Below are 22107 nucleotides of genomic sequence, written 5' to 3'. Positions count from 1 at the left end.
CGCCGCACGAACCCGCCGGGGCGGGCGCGCGCCACGCTGGCCGGTATCCACCGGTCGTTCGGGGCTAGGTGAGGCCGGTCAGGCGGAGCAGGGCCGTGGTGGCCGCCGCCCCCAGGACGACCACGGCGAAGGGGGCCCGGCGCCAGGCCAGGGCGACGGCGACGAGGACGCCCGCGGGGCGGGACCAGCCCGCGAAGCCGTGGCCCTCGGTCAGGGCGCCGGTCGCGAGGAGCGCCACCAGCAGGACCGTGGCGCCGATGGTGAGCAGCTCCTGGACGCGGGCGGGTATCTCGACGCGGCCGTGCAGGGCGGGCCCGGCCAGGCGGAAGGCGTAGGTGCCCGCGGCGAGGACGAGGACGCAGGCGAGCTGGGCGTTCACGGGGTGCCTTTCTGGGGGCGGTGGGGGGTGTCGATCTCGGGGCCTGTCCGGGGGGTGGGGGAGGTGCCCTTCTCGGGGTGGGGGGAGGCGGCCGTTCCGGGGCTGGGGGAGGCGCCCGTCCCGGGGCTTGGGGAGGTGCCCGTCCCGGGGCGGGAGGAGGCGCCCTTCCCAGGGCGGCGCACGGTGGCCAGCAGGCCGAGGAGGGCCAGCAGGACCGGCAGCCCCGCGGGCAGCAGCGGCGTCGCGGCGAGCGCGAGCACCGCGCCGACCGCGGCGGCGCGCCGCGTGCCCCGGCCCGCGCCCGCGCCTCCGTCCCCGCCCTCGACTCGGCCCGCGCCGCCGCCTCCGTCCCCGTCCCCGTCAGGGCCCGCCTTCCCGTCGCCCGCCCGCAGCACCGGCAGGACCAGCGCGACCAGCACCGCGGGGAACGCGGCGTCAAGGCCGAACCGGGCCGTGTCGCCGAGCGCCGAACCCGCGAGCGCCCCGGCGAGGACGCCCAGGTTCCAGACGGCGAACTCCCCGATCCCGGTGATCCAGAACGCCGCCTTCCGCCGGGTCGCGTCGGGCTGGGCCATGGCGAACGCCGTCGTCTCGTCGGTGATGAGGTGGGCGCCCACCAGGCGCGCGGCCCAGGACCGGCCGAGGCTGCCGCCGACCGCCAGGCCGAACGCCGCCGTACGGGTGTTGAGCAGCAGTCCCGTCGCCGCCGCGGCCACGGGGCCGCCGCCCGCGGTGAGCACGGCGACCGCGCTGAACTGCGCGGCGCCCGCGTACACGAGCACCGACATGACCACCGGCACCCACAGGGGCAGGCCGCTGGCCACGGAGATGGCGCCGAAGGAAACGCCCACGGTGAGGTCGGCGACCCACAGCAGCGCGATGTCGCGCAGGACGCCCGGGGGCAGGTCGGAGAGGCGGACGACCCCGCGGGTTCGCTCTGCGGGTCCGGCCGTTCGGTGTGGCGAACGCATGCGTCGTAGGATGGGCAGATCGCGTCGCGTTCGTCAAGCCGAACGAGTGACCCGATGTAGCGAACAGGGAGCGCATGACATGACGACGACCGGGGGCGCGGGCGGCGCCTCGGGAACGCCCCGCGAGTGGGTCGCCGGGGCGCTGCGGCGGGAGCGGGTCCGGGCCGGGCTCTCCCTCTCCGAACTGGCCAAGCGTGCCGGGATCGCCAAGTCCACGCTGTCCCAGCTGGAGGCGGCGACCGGCAACCCGGGCATCGAGACGGTGTGGGCGCTCGCCGTGGCGCTCGGCGTGCCCTTCAGCGCGCTCACCGAGTCGCCCGCGCCCGCCGTGACCGTGATCCGGGCGGGGGAGGGGCCCACGATGTACGCCGAGCGGGCCTCGTACGCGGGGACGCTGCTGTCGGCGTGCCCCGCCGGGGTGCGGCGGGACATCTACCACGGGGCGATGGAGCCGGGGGCCGCGCGGGAGTCCGACGCCCATAATCCCGGGACGGTCGAGCATCTGGTCGTCAGCACGGGGCGGCTGCTCGCCGGGCCGCGGGACGAGACGGTGGAGCTGCTTCCGGGGGACTACATGTCGTACCGGGGTGATGTGCCGCATCTGTACGAGGCGTTGGTGCCGGGTACGACGTTCGTCCTGGTCATGCAGCACGTGTAGGGCCTCGCGGGGGGCGCCCCAGTCCCGCCCCTTCACCGAAACCATGGGCTGCCGCCCCTGGCACCCCGCATGATTGCCGCTTCGCGGCTCGTCCTCAAACGCCGGACGGGCTGAAAACCTGCCGCACCCGCAGAATCCAGCCCAGCCCGCACAATCCAGCCCGTCCGGCGTTTGAGGACGAGCGCGCCAGCGCGATGAACGGGGGTGCCAGGGGCGGAGCCCCATGGTTTCGGTGAAGGGGCGGGTATGGGGGCTCCCGGCCGGGTTACCCCTTCCGCGGTCTCGGGGCCAGCAACTGCTCCCGCAAGGCCGTGAGTTGGTGGGACGTGTCGACGGCCCGGGCCTCGTCGAGCGCGGTGAGCGCCAGCAGCAGCGCGTCCGCCACGACCAGCGCGGTCAGCGCCTCCGTGGTGATCCCCGTGGGTGTGTGCGGAGCCGTGAGCACCGCGTCCACCCGGCTTCCGAACCGCTCCGCCAGCTCGTCCGTCACGAGCAGCACCCGCGCTCCCACGGCCCGCGCCCGCTCGATGAGCACCGTCAGCTCCGGCAGTGCCCGGCCCGGCTGGAAGATGACCACGGCGTCGCCCTGCCGCAGGGCGAGCAGCGCGTCGGCGAGGGCGAAGCCGGTCGCGCCCACGTACCGGGCGCGGCGGCCGATGCGCCCCAGGGCCAACGCCAGGTGCCGCGCGGCGAGTTCGGACGCCGCGACCCCGTAGGCGTGGATCTCGCCCGCCTCCGCGAGGACGCCGACCGCCGTGCGCAGGGCGTCGTCCGGGGTGAGGCGGCGGGCGTGCTCGATGCGCTCGGCGGCCTCGTCGAAGACCTCGTCCCAGATGCCGCCGAGGTCCCGGCCGACGTGCGCGATGCGCTTGGCGAGCCGCACCTCGGGGGCGACGGCCGCCGTGAAGTCCGTGGCGAGGTCGCGCTTGAGGGCGGGCAGGCCCGCGTACCCGAGGCGCTGGAGGGCGCGGACGACCGTGGCGTTGCTGGTGCCGCTGGCCGTGCCCAGCTCCTGCGCTGAGGCGAAGAGCAGCGACTCGGCGGGGGCGCTCGCCAGGTACTGGGCGACGGCGCGCTCGGAGGCGGACAGCGTCTCCCACTGGCCGCGCACGGCGGCCCGCAACCGGGCCGCCCCGCCCTCGGCCCCTTCGGCCGCCCCCGGCCCCCCGTCCGCCTCGGCCTTCCCGGCGGCCTCGGTGGCCCCGGCAGCCGCCGCGCCCCGTACGGCCCCCGCGGCCCCGGACCCTTCGCCCGCCCCGGACCCTCCGGCGGCCTTGGCCGCCCCGGAGCGCCTGGGCGCGCCAGCCCTCCCGGCCGCCCCTGACCTCCCGGCGGCGGCCCCGGGCGCCCCCGGCCCCGCGGTCGCGCCGGGCCCCTCGGCGGACCCGCCCCGCCCACCGGACGCGCTCGCTCCGCCCCCCGACGGCTCTGAAATATTCATTACAGGTCTTGACTCCCGTGTGACGGCCGTTACTCTCCTGAGAAGCGCGTTCCAATCGGGACGCTGTTCGTAACCAACGTTACAGGAGAAGAATGGCGCCGCGCACCACTGCAGAACGGTCCGCCCGGATGCTTCCGCTCGTGGAGGTGTCCGGCGCGCCCCAGGAGCGCGGGCGGCAGTACGGGGAGGCGGTCCGGCCGCAGGTGCGGGCCGCCCTCGCGTACTACGAGGCCGCGTTCGGCCAGTCCGCGGGGCTGACCTGGGCGCAGGTGACGGCGCGCGCCGCCCGCTGGCTCACCCCCGTACGCGACTACGCGCCCCACCTGGTGGAGGAGATGGCGGGCATAGCCGAGGGCGCGGGCGTGGACCTGCTCGACGTCCTCGCGCTGAACGCGCGGGGGAGGTGATCTACGACCGGTCGTTCAAGCACATCCAGGAGGCCGCCCCGGACGGCGAGGCCGACGACGAGGCCGCCGATGGCTGCACCTCCTTCGCCGCCTACGGCCCCGCCAGCGGCGACGGCCACGTCTACGCCGGGCAGAACTGGGACTGGCGCGCCGGGGTCGCCGACACGGTCGTGATGCTGCGCATCGTCCAGCCCCCGAAGCCGACCCTGATCATGCAGGTCGAGGCGGGCCAGATCGGCCGCCAGGGCGCCAACTCCGCGGGCATCGCGCTGAACGCCAACGGCCTCGGCGGGCGCTTCAGCGACGCCGTCGGCCTGCCCCAGACCGTGGTCCGCCGCACGGTCCTGGACCAGCATGCCGTCACCGACGCCGTGACGGTGCTGTGCCGCACGCGCGCCCACATCGCGTCCAACGCGCTCCTGACCTGCCGCGAGGGCTTCGCGCTCGACCTGGAGACCACCCCCGCGGGCCACGGCTGGATGTACCCGACCAACGGGCTGCTCGTGCACGGCAACCACTACCAGGCGGGGGTGCCCGCCGCCCTCGCCCCGGGGTACCGCCCGATGTCCCCGGACTCCCTGGTCCGCGTCCCGCGCGCGGAGCAGGGCCTGCGGGCCCTGGCCGCCGCCACCGGACCCGACGAGTCACTCAAGATCATCAAGCAGGCCATGTCCGACCACCTCGGCCACCCCGAGTCCCTGTGCACCCACCCGGACCCGCGCCGCCCCGAGCTGAGGCGCTGGGCCACGCTGGTCTCCTCCTGCGTGGACCTGACGACCGGCGACTACCGCGTCACCGCGGGCACGCCCTGCGACCGCGACTACCAGCACCTCCCCTGGAACCTCTACGACGGCCCGTACGGAGACGCCGGATGACACCACCCACGAGCACCACGAGACGGGCGCGGGCCGCCGGGGCCGGGCTCGCCGCCGCCTGCCTGCTCGCCGCCGCGGGCTGCGCGGGCGCCGACACCAACGCCCTCGGCGGCGCCCCGGCCGACGCCGCGAAGCTGCGCCTCATGCCCCTGACCCCGGCCGCCCACGGCCGCCTCGACCAGGCCGACTGGCTCCTGGAGGACGAGCCCGACTCGCTCGACCTGGACCGGCAGGGCAGCAGCGCGGGCCGCGTCGTGCTCACCAACGTGTGCGAGCGGCTCTACCAGTTGCAGCCCGACATGAGCGTCAAGCCGTTCCTCGCCGAGAAGGCCCGCACCCCCGACGACCGCACGCTCGTCCTCACCGTCCGCGACGGCGTCACCTTCCACGACGGCTCGAAGCTCACCGCCGACGCCGTCCTGTGGAGCCTCAAGCGGCACGCGCGTGACGACATGGAGCAGTCCGACGAGTTCGGCAACGTGTCCTCGATGCGCAAGACCGGCGCCCGCGAGGTCACCATCCGCTTCAAGGCCCCCGACGCCCTGTTCACCAAGGCCCTCGCGGGCGACGCGGGCATCGTCTGGAACCCGCCCCAGGTGACCCGCGCGGGCAAGGAGTTCGGCACGCCCGGCCAGGCCGACGCCTGCTCGGGCCCGTACCGCCTGAAGAGCTGGAAGTCCGGCGACTCCCTCACCATCGAGGCGTACGACGGCTACTGGGGCGCGCGGCCCCTGACCCGGCGCGTCACGTTCCGCTGGGCCTCCGACAGCGCCCTGGTCAACGCCCTGAAGACGGGCGCCGCCGACGGCGCGTACGCCGAGTCGCCCAACACGGCGGCGGCCCTGCGCCGCGCCAGGAACCTGAAGCAGTACTACGGCCCGTCCACCGCCTCGCTCGTGCTCATCCCCACCGCCCGCGGCGGCCTGAAGGCCCCGGCGATCCGCCGCGCCCTGTCGCTCTCCCTGGACCGCAAGGGCATCGCCACCTCCGGCTACGGCGGGCTCGTCCAGCCGTGGGCCGCCCCCGTCGGCGCCGGAGCCTGGGGCTACGAGACGCGCCGGTTCGCCGCCGCGCAGAGGAAGCTGGGCGCCCTCGCCCCCGCGACGCCGACCGCCGACGACCTCGCCGAGGCCAGGGCACTCGTCAAGGAGGCGGGCGCCCCCGCCGACCCCGTCGTCATCGGCACCGACAGCAGCCAGGGCCGCACGGTCGTCGCCAACGCCACCCGCGCCGCCCTCCAGCGCATCGGCGTCACGGCGCGGATCAAGACCGTGCCGCCCGCGCAGTTCGAGGAGTTCTACAGCGACCCCGGCGCCCGCGACGGCATCGACGTCCTCGTCGGCGACTGGTACATCTCCAAGTCCGACCCCATGGGCTTCTACGACAACGGCCTGTCCGACTCGTCCAACAACTGGGTCGGCTTCAAGGACGCCGCCTACGACCGCCTCGTGCGCCGCGCCCTCGCCACCCTCGACGACGGCAAGCGGGCCCGGCTCACCACCGACGTCCAGCGCCGGTTCGTCGAGGCCGCCGTGTGGATCCCCGTGGCGCAGGTCCCCACCGCCCTGGTCCTCAGCGACCGCCTGACCGGACCGCCCGCCTCCCAGTCCTACCTCTACTACCCCTGGGCCGCGCGCCTGGGGCTCCGGAAGGCCGGGTGACCACCGTGGCCGTACGCGCACTGCGGCGCCTCGCGGGCGTCCTCGCCACGCTCTTCGCCGCGTCGTTCGTCATCTTCGCCGCCGTGTACGCCGCTCCGGGCGACCCCGCCGTGTTCCTCGCGGGCGGCCGCGACAAGCTCACCCCCGAGCGCCTGGCCCAGGTGCGCGCCGAGTACCACCTGGACGAGCCGCTGTTCGCCCAGTACGGCCGCTGGCTGTGGGACTGCCTCCACCTCGACCTCGGCCGCTCCTTCAAGTACAGCGACCAGGTGTCCGACCTGGTGGCCGCCCGCTTCCCGACGACCCTCCACCTCGTCCTGTACGCCACGGTCCTGTTCGTCGTCCTCGGCGTCGGCGCCGGAATCCTCGCCGCGGTGAAGCGGAACACCTGGGTCGACTCGGCGGTGGTGGGCGTGACCACGCTCGCCGCCTCGGTGCCGTCGTTCGTCGCGGCCATCGCCCTGGTGTCGTTCTTCGGGGTGCGCCTCGGCTGGTTCCCGGTGACCGGCGGCGGCTCCGGGTTCCTCGGCACCGTGCACCATCTGACGCTGCCCGCCCTGTCGCTGGCGCTCGGCGCGCTCGCCCTGGTCAGCCGGGTCACCCGGCAGGCCATGGCGGACGCGGCGGCCTCCGACCACGTGGAGGCGGCCCGCGCCTCCGGAGTGCCCGAGCGGGACATCGTCCGCCGCCACGTCCTGCGCAACGCGCTCGGCCCCATCGTCACCATGTGCGGCCTGGTCATGGCCGGGATGCTCGCCGGGACCGTCGTCGTGGAGACCGCCTTCGGCCTCAGCGGCATCGGCTCGCTGCTCGTCGGCGCCATCAACACCCATGACTTCCCGGTCGCGCAGGCCGTGCTGCTGCTCATGGTGACCGGCTACATCGCGGTGACGACGCTCGTCGACGCCGTGCACCCGCTGCTCGACCCCCGCGTCAAGGAGGTGCGGTCATGACGGCCACCGCCATCGCCCCGCTCCCCGCGGTACGGGCCCGCCGCCCCGTCGGCGTCCTCGTCGCCGCCACGGTCCTCGCCCTGGTGGTGCTCGCCGCGCTCTGCGCGCCGCTGCTCGCCCCCTACGCCCCGGACGCCATCGACCTGTCCGCGTCCCTCGTCGGCACCGGCCGCGAGCACCTCCTCGGCACCGACTCCTCCGGCCAGGACCTGCTGTCCCGCGCCCTGTACGGCGCCCGCGCCAGCCTCGTCGCCCCGCTGCTGCTGCTCGCCGTCGCGGGCGCGCTCGGCGTCACCCTCGGAGTGCTCGCGGCCTGGCGCGGCGGCTGGGTCGACGCCCTGGTCTCCCGGCTCACGGACGTGATGTACGCCTTCCCGGGGCTGCTGTTCACCGTCCTGATCATCGCGGTGTTCGGCGCGGGCATGACGACGTCCGTCCTCGCCCTCGGCCTTGCCTTCACGCCCACCATCGCCAAGTACACCCGCTCCCTGGCGCTCGCCGAGGCCCGCAAGCCGTACGTGGACGCCTACCGGATCCAGGGCATGGGCGGCGCCCGCATCTGCGCCCGCTATCTGGTGCCGAACCTGGGCCGGGCCGTCGTCGGCTATCTGGTGGTGCTCTTCGGAGAGGCCCTGATGTCCCTCGCCACCCTGTCGTACCTGGGCTTCGGCGCGCAGCCGCCCGCGTCCGACTGGGGCCTGATGGTGCAGGAGGGCCAGGCCGCGATCGTGCAGGGCGCGATGCTCCCGGCGCTGGTGCCCGGCACCGCCATCGCCCTGGTGGTGGTCTGTTTCAACGTCGTCGGCGTCTGGGCCGCCGACCGCCTGGGGAGGTCCTGATGACCCTGCTGGACATCGAGGAGCTGACGGTGCGCGTCCCGGGCGCCGCCCGCCCGCTGCTCGCGGCCGTGTCCCTGACCGTCGCCCCGGGCGAGGTCGTCGCCCTGGTGGGCGAGTCGGGCTCGGGCAAGTCGACCACCGCGAAGGCCGCGCTGGGCCTGCTCCCGGCCGGGTCCGAGGCCTCCGGTTCGGTGCGGTTCGACGGCACCGACGTGCTCGCGCTCACCGGCGAGAGCCTGCGCGCCCACCGCGCCGGGTCGGTCGCGATGGTCCACCAGGACCCGCGCGCCGCCCTGAACCCGGTGCGCCGCGTCGGCGACTTCCTCACCGAGCGCGGCGCGAGCCGCTCCGAGGCCGCCGAGCTGCTGGCCTCCGTCGGCCTCACCGAGCCCGCCCGCCGCCTGCGCCAGCGCCCGCACGAACTGTCCGGCGGCATGCTCCAGCGCGTCGTGATCGCCGGGGCCCTCGCCGCCCGCCCCCGGCTGCTCCTCGCCGACGAGGCCACCAGCGCCCTGGACGTCACCACCCAGGCCGACATCCTGGACCTGCTGCGCGCCCTGCGCGACGAGCACGGCCTGGGCCTGCTGCTCATCACCCACGACCTGCACCTCGCGGCGGCCTACTGCGACCGGGTGTACGTGATGTACGCGGGCCATGTGGTCGAGGCGCGCACCGCCGACGCCCTCTTCGAGACCCCCGCCCACCCCTACACCCGGGGCCTGCTGTCCTGCTCCCCGGCCCTCGGCGCCACCACCGGCCCGCCGCGCCCCATCCCGGGCCGCCCGCCGTCCCTCGCGGACGCCTTCGACGGCTGCCCGTTCGTGGACCGCTGCGGGGAGGCGGAGCCCGCGTGCGGCAGCTGGCGGCCCGTCCCGGCGCCGGTCCCCGGCGGAGGCACCGCCGCCTGCCTGAAGGAGAAGGCCCACCAGTCATGACGCTGCTGACCGCGGAGCACCTCACCAAGACGTACCGCCTGCCCGGCGGCGGCACCCACACGGCCGCCGACGACGTGTCCTTCACGATCCCCGAGGGCGGCGCCCTGGGCGTCGTCGGCGAGTCGGGCTCCGGCAAGACCACGGTGGCCCGGATGCTCGTCGGCCTGGTCCCGCCGGACCGGGGGACCGTCACGGTCGCGGGCCGCCGCCGCGAGCCCCGCGCGCCCCGGGGCCGGGCGGCCCGCCTGGCCCGCGCCAAGGAGATCCAGATGGTGTTCCAGGACCCCTACGTCTCCCTGGACCCGCGCCTGACCGCCACCCAGTGCCTGCGTACGGCCCTGCGCCTGCACGGCAGGGACGAGGCGCTCTCCCGCGACCTCCTGGACCGGGTGGGCCTCGGCGCCCGGGAGGCCGACGCCCGGCCCCGGGACCTGTCCGGCGGGCAGCGCCAGCGGCTCGCGATCGCCCGGGCCCTGGCCGTGGACCCGAGGATCCTCGTCCTGGACGAGGCGGTCGCCGCGCTCGACGTCTCCATCCAGGCGCAGATCCTGCACCTGCTCGCCGAGATCCGCCGCGACACGGGCGTGGCCCTGCTCTTCGTCAGCCACGACCTGGCGGTGGTCCAGCACGTCACGGACTCCGTCCTGGTGATGCGGCGGGGCCACCCCGTGGAGCACGGCCCGACCTCCCAGGTCCTGACGGCTCCCGAGCACGCGTACACCCAGAAGCTACTGGCCGCGGTACCAAGAAGAAGCCCGTCCGGCGTTTGAGGACGAGCGCGCAGCGCGATGAACCCCTGCCCAAGGCCCAGGGGCCAGAAAGGCAGGAGCCCCCACTGGTGTGGGGGCTCCTTGGGTACTGCTTCAGGTCCGGATCAGGCGACCCCGGAAGAGGGTCGGCTGGATCAAGCCACCCTTACTGGGGGGTGACGTTCTCCGCCTGCGGGCCCTTCGGGCCCTGCGTGACGTCGAAGGTGACCGCCTGGTTCTCCTCAAGGGAGCGGAAACCGCTGGCGTTGATCGCGGAGTAGTGAACGAAGACGTCGGGGCCGCCGCCTTCCTGGGCGATGAAGCCAAAGCCCTTTTCGGCGTTGAACCACTTCACGGTTCCGGTAGCCATAAGCCCTCCTTGGGCCAAAGGGTTGCCCTGCTCCAGAACCTGCGATTGTTTAAACAACTGCAAAAGTCTGAAAACGACGAGAGCCCGCGGGTCACATGCTCCGCAGGCTCTGTACTGCAAGGGAAACCAAACTGCAACTTGCGGCGAGCTTAGCACGCAAGCACCCCGAAGCAATAGGGATCAAGATCACGTCACTCGGAGGTTTGACACCGCCGCGAGGCGGCTTGACACCGGTCCGCGCGGGCCCGCCGGGGCGTCGCCGGGCCCCCGGCGCCCGGACCGTACCGCATGCGGGCTAGCCTCACCGATGTGGACAATTCTCCCGCTGACACCTCGGGCGGGGCCGCCGGAGCCGACCCGCTCCCCGCCTCCCGCCGCACCGCACGCCCGCGCGTCGGCCACATCCAGTTCCTGAACTGCCTGCCCCTGTACTGGGGCCTCGCGCGGACCGGCACGCTGCTCGACTTCGAGCTGACCAAGGACACCCCGGAGAAGCTCAGCGAGCAGCTGGTGCGCGGCGAGCTGGACGTCGCGCCGGTCACCCTGGTCGAGTTCCTGCGCAACGCCGACGACCTGGTGGCCTTCCCCGACCTGGCCGTGGGCTGCGACGGCCCGGTCATGTCCTGCGTCATCGTGTCGCAGGTGCCGCTTGACCGGCTCGACGGCGCCCGGGTGGCGCTCGGCTCGACCTCGCGCACCTCCGTGCGGCTCGCGCAGCTGCTCCTGGCCGAGCGGTACGGCGTACGGCCCGACTACTACACCTGCCCGCCCGACCTCGGCCTGATGATGCGCGAGGCGGAGGCGGCCGTCCTCATCGGGGACGCGGCGCTGCGGGCGAACCTGATCGACGCGCCCCGGCTCGGCCTTCAGGTCCACGACCTCGGGCAGATGTGGAAGGACTGGACGGGCCTGCCGTTCGTCTTCGCGGTGTGGGCGGCGCGGCGCGACTACCTGGCGCGCGAGCCGGAGGTGGTGCGCGAGGTGCACCAGGCCTTCCTCGCCTCGCGCGACCTCTCCCTCGAAGAGGTCACCAAGGTCGCCGAGCAGGCCGCGCGCTGGGAGTCCTTCGACGCGGGCGTCCTGGAGCGGTACTTCACGACGCTGGACTTCCGCTTCGGCGCCCCGCAGCTCGAAGGCGTCGCCGAGTTCGCCCGCCGGGTCGGGCCGACCACCGGCTTCCCCGACGACGTCCGCGTGGAACTGCTCACGCCCTGACCGGGGCCCGCGGGAATTCCCCTTCCCGGAACGGCCTCCGGGGGCGAGAACGGCCTCCGGGGGCGAGAACGGCCTCCGGGGTGAGAACGGTCTCCGGGGCGAGCGGAATAAGGGGAGTAAACGGAATAGCGGAATACGGTGTGTCGCCCGGGTGGAGTGGCGGCGACACGATGGCGAAGGGCGGCCCTTTTCCCCGTACGGCCGTTCGCCTCCCGCGCGTACGGCCGTTCTTCTTCCGTGCGTACGGCCGTTCGTCTCCCGTCGGCGGCCGAACCGGGCCCCGGAGGCCCCGGGCCGTAGGCTGAGCCGAGCAGGGGCATGCGCAGCGCACACCCGGGGGAGGCCTCCGCCATGCATCCGCTCGAACCGGACGAGCCCGCGGTGATCGGGCCCTACCGACTGCTCGGCCGCCTCGGCTCCGGTGGCATGGGCCGGGTCTACGTGGGCCGCAGCGCGGGCGGCCGCACCGTCGCCGTGAAGGTCGTCCACCCGCACTTCGCGCTCGACGACGAGTTCCGCGCCCGCTTCCGGCGCGAGGTCGAGGCGGCGCGGCGGGTCGGCGGCGACTGGACCGCGCCCGTCCTGGACGCCGACCCGGAGGCGCCCGTGCCCTGGGTGGCCACGGGCTACGCGGCGGGCCCCTCGCTCACGGAGGCCGTCCGCGACACCGGCCCGCTGCCCGAGCACTCGGCGCGCGTCCTGGTCGCGGGCCTCGCCGAGGCCCTGGCCCATGTGCACGGCCTCGGCCTGGTCCACCGCGACGTGAAGCCCTCCAACGTCCTGCTGACCCTGGACGGCCCCCGCCTCATCGACTTCGGCATCGCCCGCGCCACCGACGGCACCGCGTCCCTCACCTCCACGGGCGTCTCCATCGGCTCCCCCGGCTACATGGCGCCGGAGCAGATCCTCGGCAAGGGCGTCACGGGCGCCGCCGACGTCTTCTCCCTCGGCGCGGTCCTCGTCTTCGCCGCCACCGGCACCTCCCCCTTCCCCGGTGACTCCTCGGCCGCGCTGCTCTACAAGGTCGTCCACGAGCCCCCGGAACTCGGCGCCCTGACCGGCGAGTTGCGGGACGTCGCCGCGGCCTGCCTGGTCAAGGACGCCGACGCCCGCCCGGCGCCCGAGGACCTCGCCCGCCGCCTCGCCCCCGCCGGTGCCGCGCCCCTGGTGGCGGCGGGCTGGCTGCCGGGGGCCGTGGTGGAGCGGGTGAGCCGGGGCGCGGTGCGGCTGCTCGACCTGGACACCGGCGGCGGCGCCCCGGGGCCCGTGTCGGGGCCGGTGGCGTTCACGGGGGCGGGGGCGTTCGGGCCGCCGGATCCCTCGTACGCGGCGGGGCGTGCGGCGGAGCCGCCGTACGCGGCCGACCCGGCGGCGGAGCCCCCGGTACCGCGGGCGGAAGCGCCCGCCCAGGTGCCGCCGCCCCGCGACGCGCCCGGCACACCCCCGGCGCCCCCGGCGCCCCCGGCGCCCCCGGTGTCCCCGGCCCACGCCGCCCCCACCGCCCCCACCGCCCCCGGCAGGATCTCCCTCTCCGTCGCCGCCGACGCCGCGCCCGCCGGGCCCAACGGGCGGGGCCGCAGGGTCAGTTGCACCGTCGCGCTCGCCGTCGCCGGGGCGCTGGCGGCGGTCACGGTGGGGTCGGTGTTCGTCCTCGACCTGCTGCCGGGAAGCGGCGACGACGGCGCCAAGGACAGCGCGGGCCGCCCGCCGAGCGCCACCGGCGACGCGTCGCCCGGCGGGCGGGTGCCCGCCCGGTACGTCGGTAAGTGGAACGGCAAGGCGTTCCAGCGCGGCCAGCTCCCCATCGGCACCTTCGACGTCACCATCCGCCGGGCCGAGCGGCCGGGCGACCGCGTCGGCACCGTGACGCAGACCGACCTCATCGGCCGCACGTGCGTGGACGTCCTGACCCTGAAGTCCGCCACGGACAAGGAACTCGTCGCGACCGGCGCGGGCGCGAAGACCAACCACGGCCAGTGCTCCCAGGCCGCCCACACCGTGCGGCTGCGCCCCGTCGGCGCGGAACTCCAGTACACGTCACAGGACCCGGGGGCGGGCGATCCCGAGGCACGGCTGAAGCGCGTTTCCCGCTAGCGGCTACCATCCGGCCATGTCTGAAGACCCGTCCTCGGTCTACGAGGCCCGCTTCACCTGGACCCCGATGCAGCTGCTGAGCGGCGCGGCGACGAAGCGGCTCGTCGCGTTCCGCGTCGACGCGCACGGCGTGACCCTGGGCGGCGCGCCCGCCAAGTACGCCAAGCAGACGGCCGTCGTGCCGTGGGGGGACATCGAGGCCGTCGTGCTGTGGCAGCACGACGTCACCGGCGGGCTGACGCCCATGAGGTACGTGGGCCTGCGCCGCAGAGCGGGCGCCCCGCCGCTGCCCGGGCAGAACGCGGGCCTCAGCCCCGAGCAGACCCGCAAGCTCGCCCCGCACGTCGAGCACGACGTGTTCCTGGCGAGCCGCAGCATCAACCTGTGGACCCTCGACCGCGAGCGCCTCACCGCCGCCGTGCGGGCGTTCGCGCCCGGGGTTCCCGTCCAGGACATACCGAGCGCCTAGGCGCGAGCAGCGAGACGAAAGGGACGCATGCCCATGCGAGTGCGGGCGACCGTGGTCCGGGAAGGAGCCGCGCCGCGGACGGCGCTGATCAGCGTCGACGAGGGGACGACGGCGGGGGAGCTGGCCGCGGTCGTGGACCGGCTCGGCGGCGGCCCCGTGCCCTCCGCACCCGGCGTGGTGGTCCCGCTGGCCCCCAGAGCGCCCGCGGCGTCCGGCCTGTGGGTCAACGGCGCCTTCGTCCCCGCCGACAAGCCCGTCGGCGTCGAACTCAGGGACGGCGTGCGGCTCACCACCGACGACTCCGTCGGGCCGTTCATGACGGACGGCGAGCCGCCGGGACGGTACGAGATGGCGGTCAGCGGCGGGCCCGGAGCGGGCCGTGTGGCGCGGCTCGCCGCCGGGGTCAGCACGATCGGCTCGTCGCCCGCCGCCACGCTCACCGTCGAGGACCCCTCCCTGGCGCCGTTCGCCGCCCGCGTCACCGTCGACGTACAGGGGCGGGTGGAGGTCGCGCCGGGCGACGGCGCCACCCTCGCCCTCGATGACGAGCCGCTGGCCGGGCCGCGCGAGTGGCGGCCGGGGGAGCTGCTGGCGTGCGGCGCGTCGCTGTTCAGCCTCTCCGAGGTCGGCGCGCCCGACGCCCATCTGTCCGCCGCCGGTGAGGGCGGCCTCGCCTACAACCGGCCGCCCCGGCTCACCTCGCCGCGCGCCAAGCCGCGCCTGGTGGTGCCCGCGCCGCCGGTGAAGGAGGAGGCGCAGCGCTTCCAGCTGATCGCCGCGATCCTGCCGCTGTTCTTCGGCCTCGGCATGTACTTCGTCACCAAGACGATCTACATGCTGCTGTTCTGCCTGCTGTCGCCGCTGATGATGTTCGGCCAGTGGATCAGCGACCGGCGGCACGGCAAGAAGAAGTACCGGGCCGCCCTGAAGGAGTACAAGAAGGCGAAGGCCGACTGCGAGGCGGAGGTCCAGCGGCTCGGCGAGGCCGACCAGCGCCGCCGCCGCGAGGCCCACCCGGACCCGGGCCAGCTCCTGCTGTTCGCCACCGGCCCCCGGCGGCGCCTGTGGGAGCGGCGCATCACCGACCCCGACGCGCTGCACCTGCGGGTCGGCTTCGGCGACCTGCGCGCCGAGCTGGAACTGGTCAACGCCCGTACGGCCGCGCCCGACGCCGAGGAACCGGAGCCGCCGGTCATCACGAACGTGCCGCTGGCGCTGCCCTTCGTGGAGCTGGGCGTGGTCGGCGTCGCCGGGGACCGGGGGCGCGCGGCGGCCACCGCGCGCTGGCTGGCCGCGCAGGCCGCCGTGCTGCACAGCCCCCGCGACCTGTCGCTCGTCGTGCTGTCCTCCGCGAGGGACGCCGCCGAGCACTGGGGCTGGGCCCAGTGGCTGCCGCACACCGGCCCCCAGCAGGGCCAGAACTGCGTGGCGCTGCTCGGCACCGACGCGGAGTCCGTCTCGCGGCGCGTCACCGAACTCCTCACCGAGCTGGAGCGCCGCAAGGAGGCCGCCAAGGAGCACGGCGGCCTGAACGTGCTCCGCCCCGACCAGCACGTGCTGCTCGTCCTCGACGGCGCCCGCCTGCTGCGCCGCGTGCCCGGCGTGCCCCAACTCCTCCAGGAGGGACCGGGCCACGGGATCTTCGCGCTCTGCGTCGACGAGGACGAGCGGCTGCTGCCCGAGGAGTGCCGTACGGCGATCTGCTGGACGCCCCAGTCCGCGCACCGGGTGCACCTGCGCGGGTACGGGTACGAGGCCGTGGGCGAGATCCTCGCGGACCAGGTGGACACCGCCTGGTGCGAGCGGGTGGCCCGCGCGCTCGCCCCCGTACGCGACGTCAGCCGCGACGACGCCGACAGCGCGCTGCCGAGCGCCGCGCGGCTGCTGGGCCTGCTGGGGATGCCGGACCCGACCGGGCGGGACATCGCCGCGATCTGGCAGCGGGGCGGGGCGACCACGGCGGTGCCGATCGGGCTGGCCGCGGACGGGCCGTTCGTGCTCGACATCCGCCGCGACGGCCCGCACGCGCTGATCGCGGGCACCACGGGCGCCGGTAAGTCCGAACTGCTCCAGACGATCATCGCCTCGCTGGCCGTGGGGAACACGCCGGACGCCCTCAACTTCGTCCTCATCGACTACAAGGGCGGCAGCGCCTTCCAGGACTGCGCGCGCCTGCCGCACACCGTCGGCATGGTCAGCGACCTCGACGCCCACCTGACGGAGCGGGCGCTGGCCTCGCTCGCGGCGGAGCTGAAGCGCCGCGAGGAGATCCTGTTCGCCGCCGAGACCAAGGACATCGAGGACTACAACGACGCCCGCGCGCTCCGCCCCGGCCTGGAGCCGATGCCGCGGCTCGTGCTGATCATCGACGAGTTCGCCTCGCTGGTCGCGGAGTTGCCGGACTTCATCGCCGGTCTCGTCGACATCGCCCGGCGCGGCCGCTCGCTCGGCGTGCACCTGATGCTGGCCACCCAGCGCCCCGCGGGCGTGGTCAGCGCGGACATCCGGGCCAACACGAACCTGCGCATCGCCCTCAGGGTCACCAACGGCGAGGAGTCCCGGGACGTCATCGACGCGCCCGACTCGGCGGCCATCTCCAAGGCCACGCCGGGCCGCTGCTACGTACGCTCCGGAGCCCAGTCCCTGGTGGGCGTGCAGTCCGCGCGGATCGGTGGCCGCCGCCCGGGCGTCGGCAGCGCCCCCCAGGTCACCGTGCACCCGCTGGACTGGGTGGCGTACGGGCATCCGCCGCCGCGCGCCGCACAGGACGACGGCGACGACGGCACCATGGTCACCGACCTGGCGGTCCTGGTGGACGCCATCGCCGACGGCGCCCGCCAGCTGGGCTGCGCCACCCCGCGCAGCCCCTGGCTGCCGCCCATCCCCGCGCACGTCCAGACGCACGAGCTGCCCGCCCCGGCGCCGGGCGCCTCCGCCGACGACCCGGTGCGGCCGGTGGCGTTCGGCCTCACGGACCTGCCCGCCGAGCAGGCGCGGGCCGCGCTCGCGCTCGACCTCGCCGACGGCGAGCACCTGATGATCGCGGGCGGTCCCCGCTCCGGCCGCTCCACGGCGCTGCGCACCATCGCGGGCGCGCTCGCGTCCGCCTGCGACCCGAGCGACGTCCACCTGTACGGCATCGACTGCGGCGCCAACGCGCTGCTGCCGCTGGCGAAGCTGCCGCACTGCGGGGCCGTGGTGACCCGGGACCAGACCGCGCGCGTGGACCGCCTCCTCGGCCGCCTCCTCGCCGAGGTCGCCCGGCGGCAGCTGCTGCTCGCCGAGAAGGGCCAGTCCAGCGCGGCCGAGCAGCGGGCGGGGGCGGAGCCCGAGGACCGGCTTCCGTGGATGGTCGTCATGATCGACGGCTGGGACGCGTTCCGGGTGGCGTTCGAGAACTACGACTACGGGCGCCTCGTGGAGTCGGCGAAGCGGCTGTTCCGGGAGGGCGCCGCCGTCGGCGTCAAGGTGGTCATGGCCGTGGACCGCAGCGGCCTGACGGGGGAGATCTCCAGCTCCTTCGCCGAGCGGCTGGTGCTGCGCCTGGCCGACCCGGCGGACTACACGTTCGCGGGCATCTCCACCAAGGACGTGCCCAAGGAGGTGCCGCCGGGCCGCGCGCTGAAGGCGACCGACGACGGCGTGCGGGAGAGCCAGATCGCGCTGCTCGCCGAGAACCCGAACGGGCAGGCGCAGGTGGCCGCGCTCCAGGAGATCGCCCGCGCGGCGGCGGAGCGCGCGGGCAGGCCCCGGCCGGGCCAGAAGCCCATCCGCGTCGACGTGCTGCCCGCCCGCATCAAGGCGTCCGAAGCGGCGGCGCTGCAACCGGAGTTCACGGCGCCGTCGCCGCTGTGGACGTTCTTCGCGGTGGGCGGCGACGAACTCCAGCCGCTCGGCCTCGACCTGGAGGAGGCGGGCCCCGGCTTCGTCGTCTCCGGTCCGCCGAAGTCGGGCCGCTCCAGCACCCTGATCACGGCCGCCGCCGAACTGCTGCGGCGCGGCACCGAGGTGATCCTGGTGACGCCGCGCCGCTCGCCGCTGCGGGACCTGGCGGGAACGCCGGGCGTGCTCGGCCAGTTGGACGCCGAGAGTTCGTCCGACGACCTGGAGGCGCTGATGGAGAGCGCCAAGGGCCCGTACGCGATCGTCGTGGACGACGCGGAGCTGATCTACGACACGCCGCTCGACGAGGCGTTGGAGGAGGCCCTGCGGCGCGGCATGGACGGCGGGCTCGCGCTGATCGCGGCGGGCGCCGTGGACACGCTGTCCGCGCAGTACCGCGGCTTCGTCGTGGCCGCGCGCCGGTCGCGCAACGGCCTGCTCCTTTCGCCGCAGGGCTCGGCGGACGGCGAGATGTTCAACATCCGCCTGTCGTCGAACAGCGGCGGGGGCGGGCCCACCGGGCGCGGGCTGTTCGTGCGCGGCGGGGAGCCGGTGCCCGCGCAGGCGGTGCTGCCGGACTGAGGGCGGGGCCCGGGCCGCTGGGCGCCGGGGTGCTGGGTGCCGGGGTGCTGCCGGGCCGGGCGGGCGCCGGGCCGCCGGGGCCCCGGGCCCGGGGTACGGGTTCGCGCCCGAGGTGCGGGAACGCGGAGGGGCCGGGCAGCGTGTGCTGCCCGGCCCCTCCGCGTGTGCGTGACGCGCTGGCGACCGGCGCCGCCGGATGCCGGTGCCCGCGCGGCGGCCTTCGACTAGTCGTTGATCCGGTCGTTGGCGTCGGCCGCGTCGCTGGTCTCCTTGCGCGCGTTCTCCAGCGACGTGAGGAAGTTGGTGAGCTGCGGCTTCAGCTTCTCCCACTCGTCCCGGAAGCGGTTGGCGCGCGGGCCCTTCCAGAACTCCTCGCTGTTGCTGGTGCCCGAGGAGATGGCACGGATCAGGGAGTCCAGGTTCCCGTGCTGGGTCTTGAAGGTGGTGGAAAGAGTCCGGAGTCGAGTGGTGTCCGCGCCCTTGAGCGACATGACGATCCTCCCCGTGTGTCGAAAGCCAGACGAACCTTTCGTTCGCCGCGGTCGATGCTATCGCAATGACTTGTTTCCCGAAACCCGAAGTCGCGTATTTTCCAAGGGAATTAATGGAGCGGTCTTCAAAGGGGTGGTGAATTCTGCTTTCGGGAAACGGGAATTACCCCCACGGCCATTCCTCGGGCCGTGCGGGTGAAGGGAGGGAGGGGAGGCGGCGGGGTGCGCGGGCGTCGGGAGGGCCTACGCCGCCCGGCGTACCACCCGGAGCCCGACCGCGTCCTGCTGCTCCACGTCGCTGTCCGTCGCGACGTGCAGCGGCACGATGACCACCGCCCAGTAGAAGCCGAACAGCCAGCGGCCGCACAGCCGGGCAAGGCCCGGTCTGGCGCCGTCGGCGGCGCGCACCACGCGCAGGCCGGTGAGCAGCTTGCCGACGCTCGCCCGGCTGGCCCAGGTCAGCAGCACCTGGTTGACCAGGGAGAACGCCACGGCACCTGCGAGCGCCGCCACGCCGGTGGCGGGCGTGAGGCGCAGCTCGGCCACGCCGTCGACGACCTTGATCCCGGCGGCGGCCCCGGCCGCGGCGCCGCACACCAGGGCGAGCAGCGCGTCGACGGCGGCGCCGGTTATCCGGCGGCCGGTGGACGGGGCCGGGCCGGGCGCGGCGGCGGACCGGGTGCCGGACGGGGTGCCGGACGGGGCGCCGGACGGGCCCGGGCCCGACGGCGTGGGGGCGGTGGATGGGGGCGTCGGCTGCTGCTTCGTCATGGCGCGGCGGACCCTACTTGTCCTTGCCTTCCTTCTTCTTCTCGGCCTCTTCGCGCTCGACCCGCTTCAAGGCGTTGTCGATCGCCGTTCTGGCATTTGCGAGTGCGTCTTTGATCTGCTTCTTATGGGTGCCGAATTCGCTGCGGAAACGGTCGCTCTTCGGTCCCTTCCAGGTGTCGGTGCCGCTCAGTGTCTGCACGTTGTCCACCGAGCGCTCCAGCTCGTCCGCGTACCGCTTGAGCCTGCGTACGTCTTCCCGGCAGTCGCTCTCTCGTGACATGCGTCGCTCCTCAACTCGGCAGGATGAGCTGGGTGATCATCTTGCGCAGCGTGTTCGTGCCGACGGGCCGGGCCGTGATGCCGGAGACCGCCTGCGGCTTCTCGACGTGGACGGTCCACACCGAGTCCTCGGTCGCGTACGTCGTCAGGAGCGGGCCCGGCGCGTCGGCCAGGACGACCAGCTGGCCCACCACCAGCGCGCCGTTGATGGCGTCGTTCAGGGGGCGGCCCACGTCCTGCGCGTTGATCTGCTCGGCGGTGAGCTGCTGGGCGCGGCCGTCCTTGTCGGCGACCTCGAACGGGTCGACGGCGAGCCGCACCACGTCGGCGGCGTCGGCGGCGGAGCTGGCGAGGCTGAACATGTGCAGGCCACCGGAGGTGACGCGCTCCACCAGGAACAGGTCATCGGCGTGCACGTACACCAGGGTGTGGGCGACACCGGCGGAGGTGTGCTGCTCGACCGCGAGGGCCCGGTCGGCGGACCGCCGCAGGGTCAGGGCCAGGCTCACCTCGGGCGCGATGCGCAGGTCGACGTCGACGCCGGAGGGCTGCGACGCCGTCTCGGGCTGGGCGTCCGCCTTGCGCAGCAGCGCGTCCAGCTCGTCGATGTTGCCGACCTCCACGGCCTCGCGCGACACCAGGGAGCGCAGCGCCGTGGCGTACGCCCACTCGCGCTCCTGCTCGCTCAGCTCGCCGAGCCGGGGCGTCGGCGCGACGCAGTCGGTCAGCGAGTCCGGGTCGAGGACGGCGATCTCCTCGTCGGTGAGCCGCAGCAGGCGTTGGGAGCCGCCCTCGGCGAGGGCTTCCCCGAGGATGCCCCGGAACTCCTGGAGGTCCATGTCTATGTCGCGGTTCTGCATCATCAGCGTCCGACTCTCGCCTTGCTCGCTTACCAGAATTTGTACTTCTTGACGGCGTTGGGCACGAGGTTCGTGACGGCGCTCTTGGCCCCGTTCACGATCTCCTTGCCCTTGTCCTTGACGTCACCGGCCCACTCCTTGGTGTTCTTCCAGGCCGCCTTCGCTCCGGACTTGATGTCGTCGCCCCACTTGTCCCAGGCCCAACTGCCCAGGAAGTAGGCGCCGGTGACGCCGAGCGCCACCCAGCCGACCACCGGCACGGCCGCCGCCACGGTCGCGGAGGCGCCCAGCGCCGTGGCCAGGCTCGCGCCGCCGAGCACCGCGCCCGCGCCCGCCGCCTGGAGCCCGCCCATGCCGCGGTCCACCCAGCCCTGGGCGCCGCCGTGGGTCGGGAAGATCATCTCCTTGACGCCGGAGACGATGTTCAGCGGCAGCAGCACCTTCGTGGCGAGCTTGCCGACGCCCGGCGCGTTCTGGAACAGCTTCGAGGCGAAGGGGATCTTCAGGCGCATGGCGGTCCTGCGCACCGCCTGCTGCCACTTCCAGGGCTCCTTGTACCAGTTGCGGATCTTCTGGTCCTTGAGGAGTTCCCGCAGCAGTTCGCCGCGCTTGGCCTTGAGCCGGTCCGCCTCCACGCCGAAGTACTTGTTCAGCTCGTACACGGCGCGGGCACCGGCCACGTTCTGGCCCTGCGCCCAGCGCTTGTAGAGGTGGATGGACGCCTCGACCGCCGTGGGGATCTTGAGGATCTTCAGCGGCGTCTTGATGTCCTTGAGGGTGCCGTCCTTGAACTCCTGCCAGGTCTCCAGGGCACCGGAGAGGCTGGCGAAGGTGAGCACCGCCTCGGGGTCGTCCTTGATGCCGAGGCGGCGGCGGATGTCCTTGGCCTCGTCGGTCGCCCAGCTCGCCTTCTTGGGGAAGTCGGCGACGCCCTCGGCCTTGGCCTCCCACTTCGCGAGGATTCCGCTGATCAGTCCGCCCTGCACGGTGAGCGTGCCGCTCATGACGTCGACGGCGGCCGCCAGTTTGGGCGCCTGAACGGGGTCCATCCCCTTGAAGCCCACGGTCATGCTCCTTGGTCGTTCCACGGCGCGCGGTGGATGCGCCTGCTGGGATTTCGGGCGTACCCGGAGCCCTGTGGGACAAGGCTTCCCCCGGGCGAGTGACGGTAGTGGCGAGGTAGTTGACCACGCCACCGAAGAAATCGGGACAACCCACCAGGTCCC

General features: G+C 74.3%; 18 protein-coding genes and 2 pseudogenes. 11 read left to right on the top strand and 9 right to left on the bottom strand.

Going from position 1 to position 22107, the window contains the following annotated elements; all coding sequences use genetic code 11:
- Positions 1 to 64 precede the first annotated feature (64 nt).
- A complete protein-coding gene (locus ACOBQU_RS16355) occupies positions 65 to 379 on the bottom strand; it encodes an AzlD domain-containing protein (RefSeq protein WP_423627722.1) in 315 nt (104 codons plus the stop codon).
- Positions 380 to 525: 146 nt separating this feature from the next.
- A pseudogene (locus ACOBQU_RS16350) lies at positions 526 to 1350 on the bottom strand (AzlC family ABC transporter permease); the annotation flags it as partial.
- Positions 1351 to 1429: 79 nt separating this feature from the next.
- On the opposite strand from ACOBQU_RS16350, the gene ACOBQU_RS16345 reads away from it, so the two are divergent.
- Positions 1430 to 2008, top strand: a complete 579-nt coding sequence (locus ACOBQU_RS16345; RefSeq protein ID WP_423627720.1) for a helix-turn-helix domain-containing protein — start codon at positions 1430 to 1432, stop codon at positions 2006 to 2008.
- Between the two features lie 265 nt (positions 2009 to 2273).
- Here the strand turns inward: ACOBQU_RS16345 and ACOBQU_RS16340 are convergent, their stop codons facing one another.
- Entirely contained in the window at positions 2274 to 3119 is an 846-nt protein-coding gene (locus tag ACOBQU_RS16340) for a MurR/RpiR family transcriptional regulator (protein WP_423627718.1), read from the bottom strand.
- 422 nt (positions 3120 to 3541) lie between these two features.
- Here ACOBQU_RS16340 and ACOBQU_RS16335 point away from each other — a divergent pair.
- The 6 genes and pseudogenes from ACOBQU_RS16335 to ACOBQU_RS16310 all read left to right on the top strand — a co-directional run bounded on the left by ACOBQU_RS16335 (position 3542) and on the right by ACOBQU_RS16310 (position 9889).
- Positions 3542 to 4731 (top strand): annotated as a pseudogene (locus ACOBQU_RS16335) (C45 family autoproteolytic acyltransferase/hydolase).
- On the top strand, positions 4728 to 6392 hold the full coding sequence (locus ACOBQU_RS16330) for an ABC transporter substrate-binding protein (RefSeq protein WP_423627716.1): 1665 nt from the start codon (positions 4728 to 4730) through the stop codon (positions 6390 to 6392). Before ACOBQU_RS16335 ends, ACOBQU_RS16330 begins: the two are co-directional and overlap by 4 nt.
- A gap of 5 nt (positions 6393 to 6397) precedes the next feature.
- A complete protein-coding gene (locus ACOBQU_RS16325; RefSeq protein ID WP_423627714.1) occupies positions 6398 to 7345 on the top strand; it encodes an ABC transporter permease in 948 nt (315 codons plus the stop codon).
- Positions 7342 to 8184 carry an ABC transporter permease gene (locus ACOBQU_RS16320; protein ID WP_423627712.1) on the top strand — a complete coding sequence of 281 codons (843 nt, stop codon included), beginning with the start codon at positions 7342 to 7344 and terminating at the stop codon, positions 8182 to 8184. The genes ACOBQU_RS16325 and ACOBQU_RS16320 overlap by 4 nt, the downstream gene beginning before the upstream one ends.
- A complete protein-coding gene (locus ACOBQU_RS16315; RefSeq protein WP_423627711.1) occupies positions 8184 to 9119 on the top strand; it encodes an ABC transporter ATP-binding protein in 936 nt (311 codons plus the stop codon). Before ACOBQU_RS16320 ends, ACOBQU_RS16315 begins: the two co-directional genes overlap by 1 nt.
- Entirely contained in the window at positions 9116 to 9889 is a 774-nt protein-coding gene (locus ACOBQU_RS16310; protein WP_423627709.1) for an ABC transporter ATP-binding protein, read from the top strand. Before ACOBQU_RS16315 ends, ACOBQU_RS16310 begins: the two co-directional genes overlap by 4 nt.
- A gap of 145 nt (positions 9890 to 10034) precedes the next feature.
- Here the strand turns inward: ACOBQU_RS16310 and ACOBQU_RS16305 are convergent, their stop codons facing one another.
- Positions 10035 to 10238 carry a cold-shock protein gene (locus ACOBQU_RS16305; RefSeq protein ID WP_108954893.1) on the bottom strand — a complete coding sequence of 68 codons (204 nt, stop codon included), beginning with the start codon at positions 10236 to 10238 and terminating at the stop codon, positions 10035 to 10037.
- Positions 10239 to 10640: 402 nt separating this feature from the next.
- Between ACOBQU_RS16305 and ACOBQU_RS16300 the strand changes: the two genes are divergently transcribed.
- The 4 genes from ACOBQU_RS16300 to ACOBQU_RS16285 all read left to right on the top strand — a co-directional run bounded on the left by ACOBQU_RS16300 (position 10641) and on the right by ACOBQU_RS16285 (position 18480).
- Complete coding sequence (locus tag ACOBQU_RS16300; protein WP_423634535.1) at positions 10641 to 11453, top strand: menaquinone biosynthetic enzyme MqnA/MqnD family protein; 813 nt, start codon at positions 10641 to 10643, stop codon at positions 11451 to 11453.
- Between the two features lie 351 nt (positions 11454 to 11804).
- A complete protein-coding gene (locus tag ACOBQU_RS16295; protein WP_423634533.1) occupies positions 11805 to 13547 on the top strand; it encodes a protein kinase domain-containing protein in 1743 nt (580 codons plus the stop codon).
- 16 nt (positions 13548 to 13563) lie between these two features.
- Positions 13564 to 14016: a hypothetical protein gene (locus tag ACOBQU_RS16290; RefSeq protein ID WP_423627707.1), complete on the top strand. Its 453-nt coding sequence runs from the start codon at positions 13564 to 13566 to the stop codon at positions 14014 to 14016.
- Between the two features lie 33 nt (positions 14017 to 14049).
- Positions 14050 to 18480 carry an FtsK/SpoIIIE domain-containing protein gene (locus tag ACOBQU_RS16285; RefSeq protein ID WP_423634531.1) on the top strand — a complete coding sequence of 1477 codons (4431 nt, stop codon included), beginning with the start codon at positions 14050 to 14052 and terminating at the stop codon, positions 18478 to 18480.
- A 224-nt stretch (positions 18481 to 18704) separates the two neighbouring features.
- Here the strand turns inward: ACOBQU_RS16285 and ACOBQU_RS16280 are convergent, their stop codons facing one another.
- From ACOBQU_RS16280 to ACOBQU_RS16260, 5 genes are all read right to left on the bottom strand, one after another.
- Positions 18705 to 18971, bottom strand: coding sequence for a WXG100 family type VII secretion target (locus ACOBQU_RS16280; protein ID WP_190136665.1), 267 nt, complete (start codon positions 18969 to 18971; stop codon positions 18705 to 18707).
- 243 nt (positions 18972 to 19214) lie between these two features.
- Positions 19215 to 19742 (bottom strand): RDD family protein, encoded by a 528-nt coding sequence (locus ACOBQU_RS16275; RefSeq protein WP_423627704.1) that lies wholly within the window; start codon positions 19740 to 19742, stop codon positions 19215 to 19217.
- Positions 19743 to 19755: 13 nt separating this feature from the next.
- The gene (locus tag ACOBQU_RS16270) at positions 19756 to 20022 is read right to left on the bottom strand and encodes a hypothetical protein (protein WP_423627702.1); all 267 of its coding nucleotides are present in this window, start codon (positions 20020 to 20022) and stop codon (positions 19756 to 19758) included.
- A 10-nt stretch (positions 20023 to 20032) separates the two neighbouring features.
- The gene (locus ACOBQU_RS16265; protein WP_423627701.1) at positions 20033 to 20884 is read right to left on the bottom strand and encodes a hypothetical protein; all 852 of its coding nucleotides are present in this window, start codon (positions 20882 to 20884) and stop codon (positions 20033 to 20035) included.
- Between the two features lie 26 nt (positions 20885 to 20910).
- Positions 20911 to 21951, bottom strand: coding sequence for a hypothetical protein (locus ACOBQU_RS16260; RefSeq protein WP_423627699.1), 1041 nt, complete (start codon positions 21949 to 21951; stop codon positions 20911 to 20913).
- Between the last annotated feature and the right edge of the window lie 156 nt (positions 21952 to 22107).

Source organism: Streptomyces sp. G45 (assembly GCF_049542095.1).
GTDB lineage: Bacteria > Actinomycetota > Actinomycetes > Streptomycetales > Streptomycetaceae > Streptomyces.
This window is presented reverse-complemented; position numbering and strand designations above follow the sequence as displayed.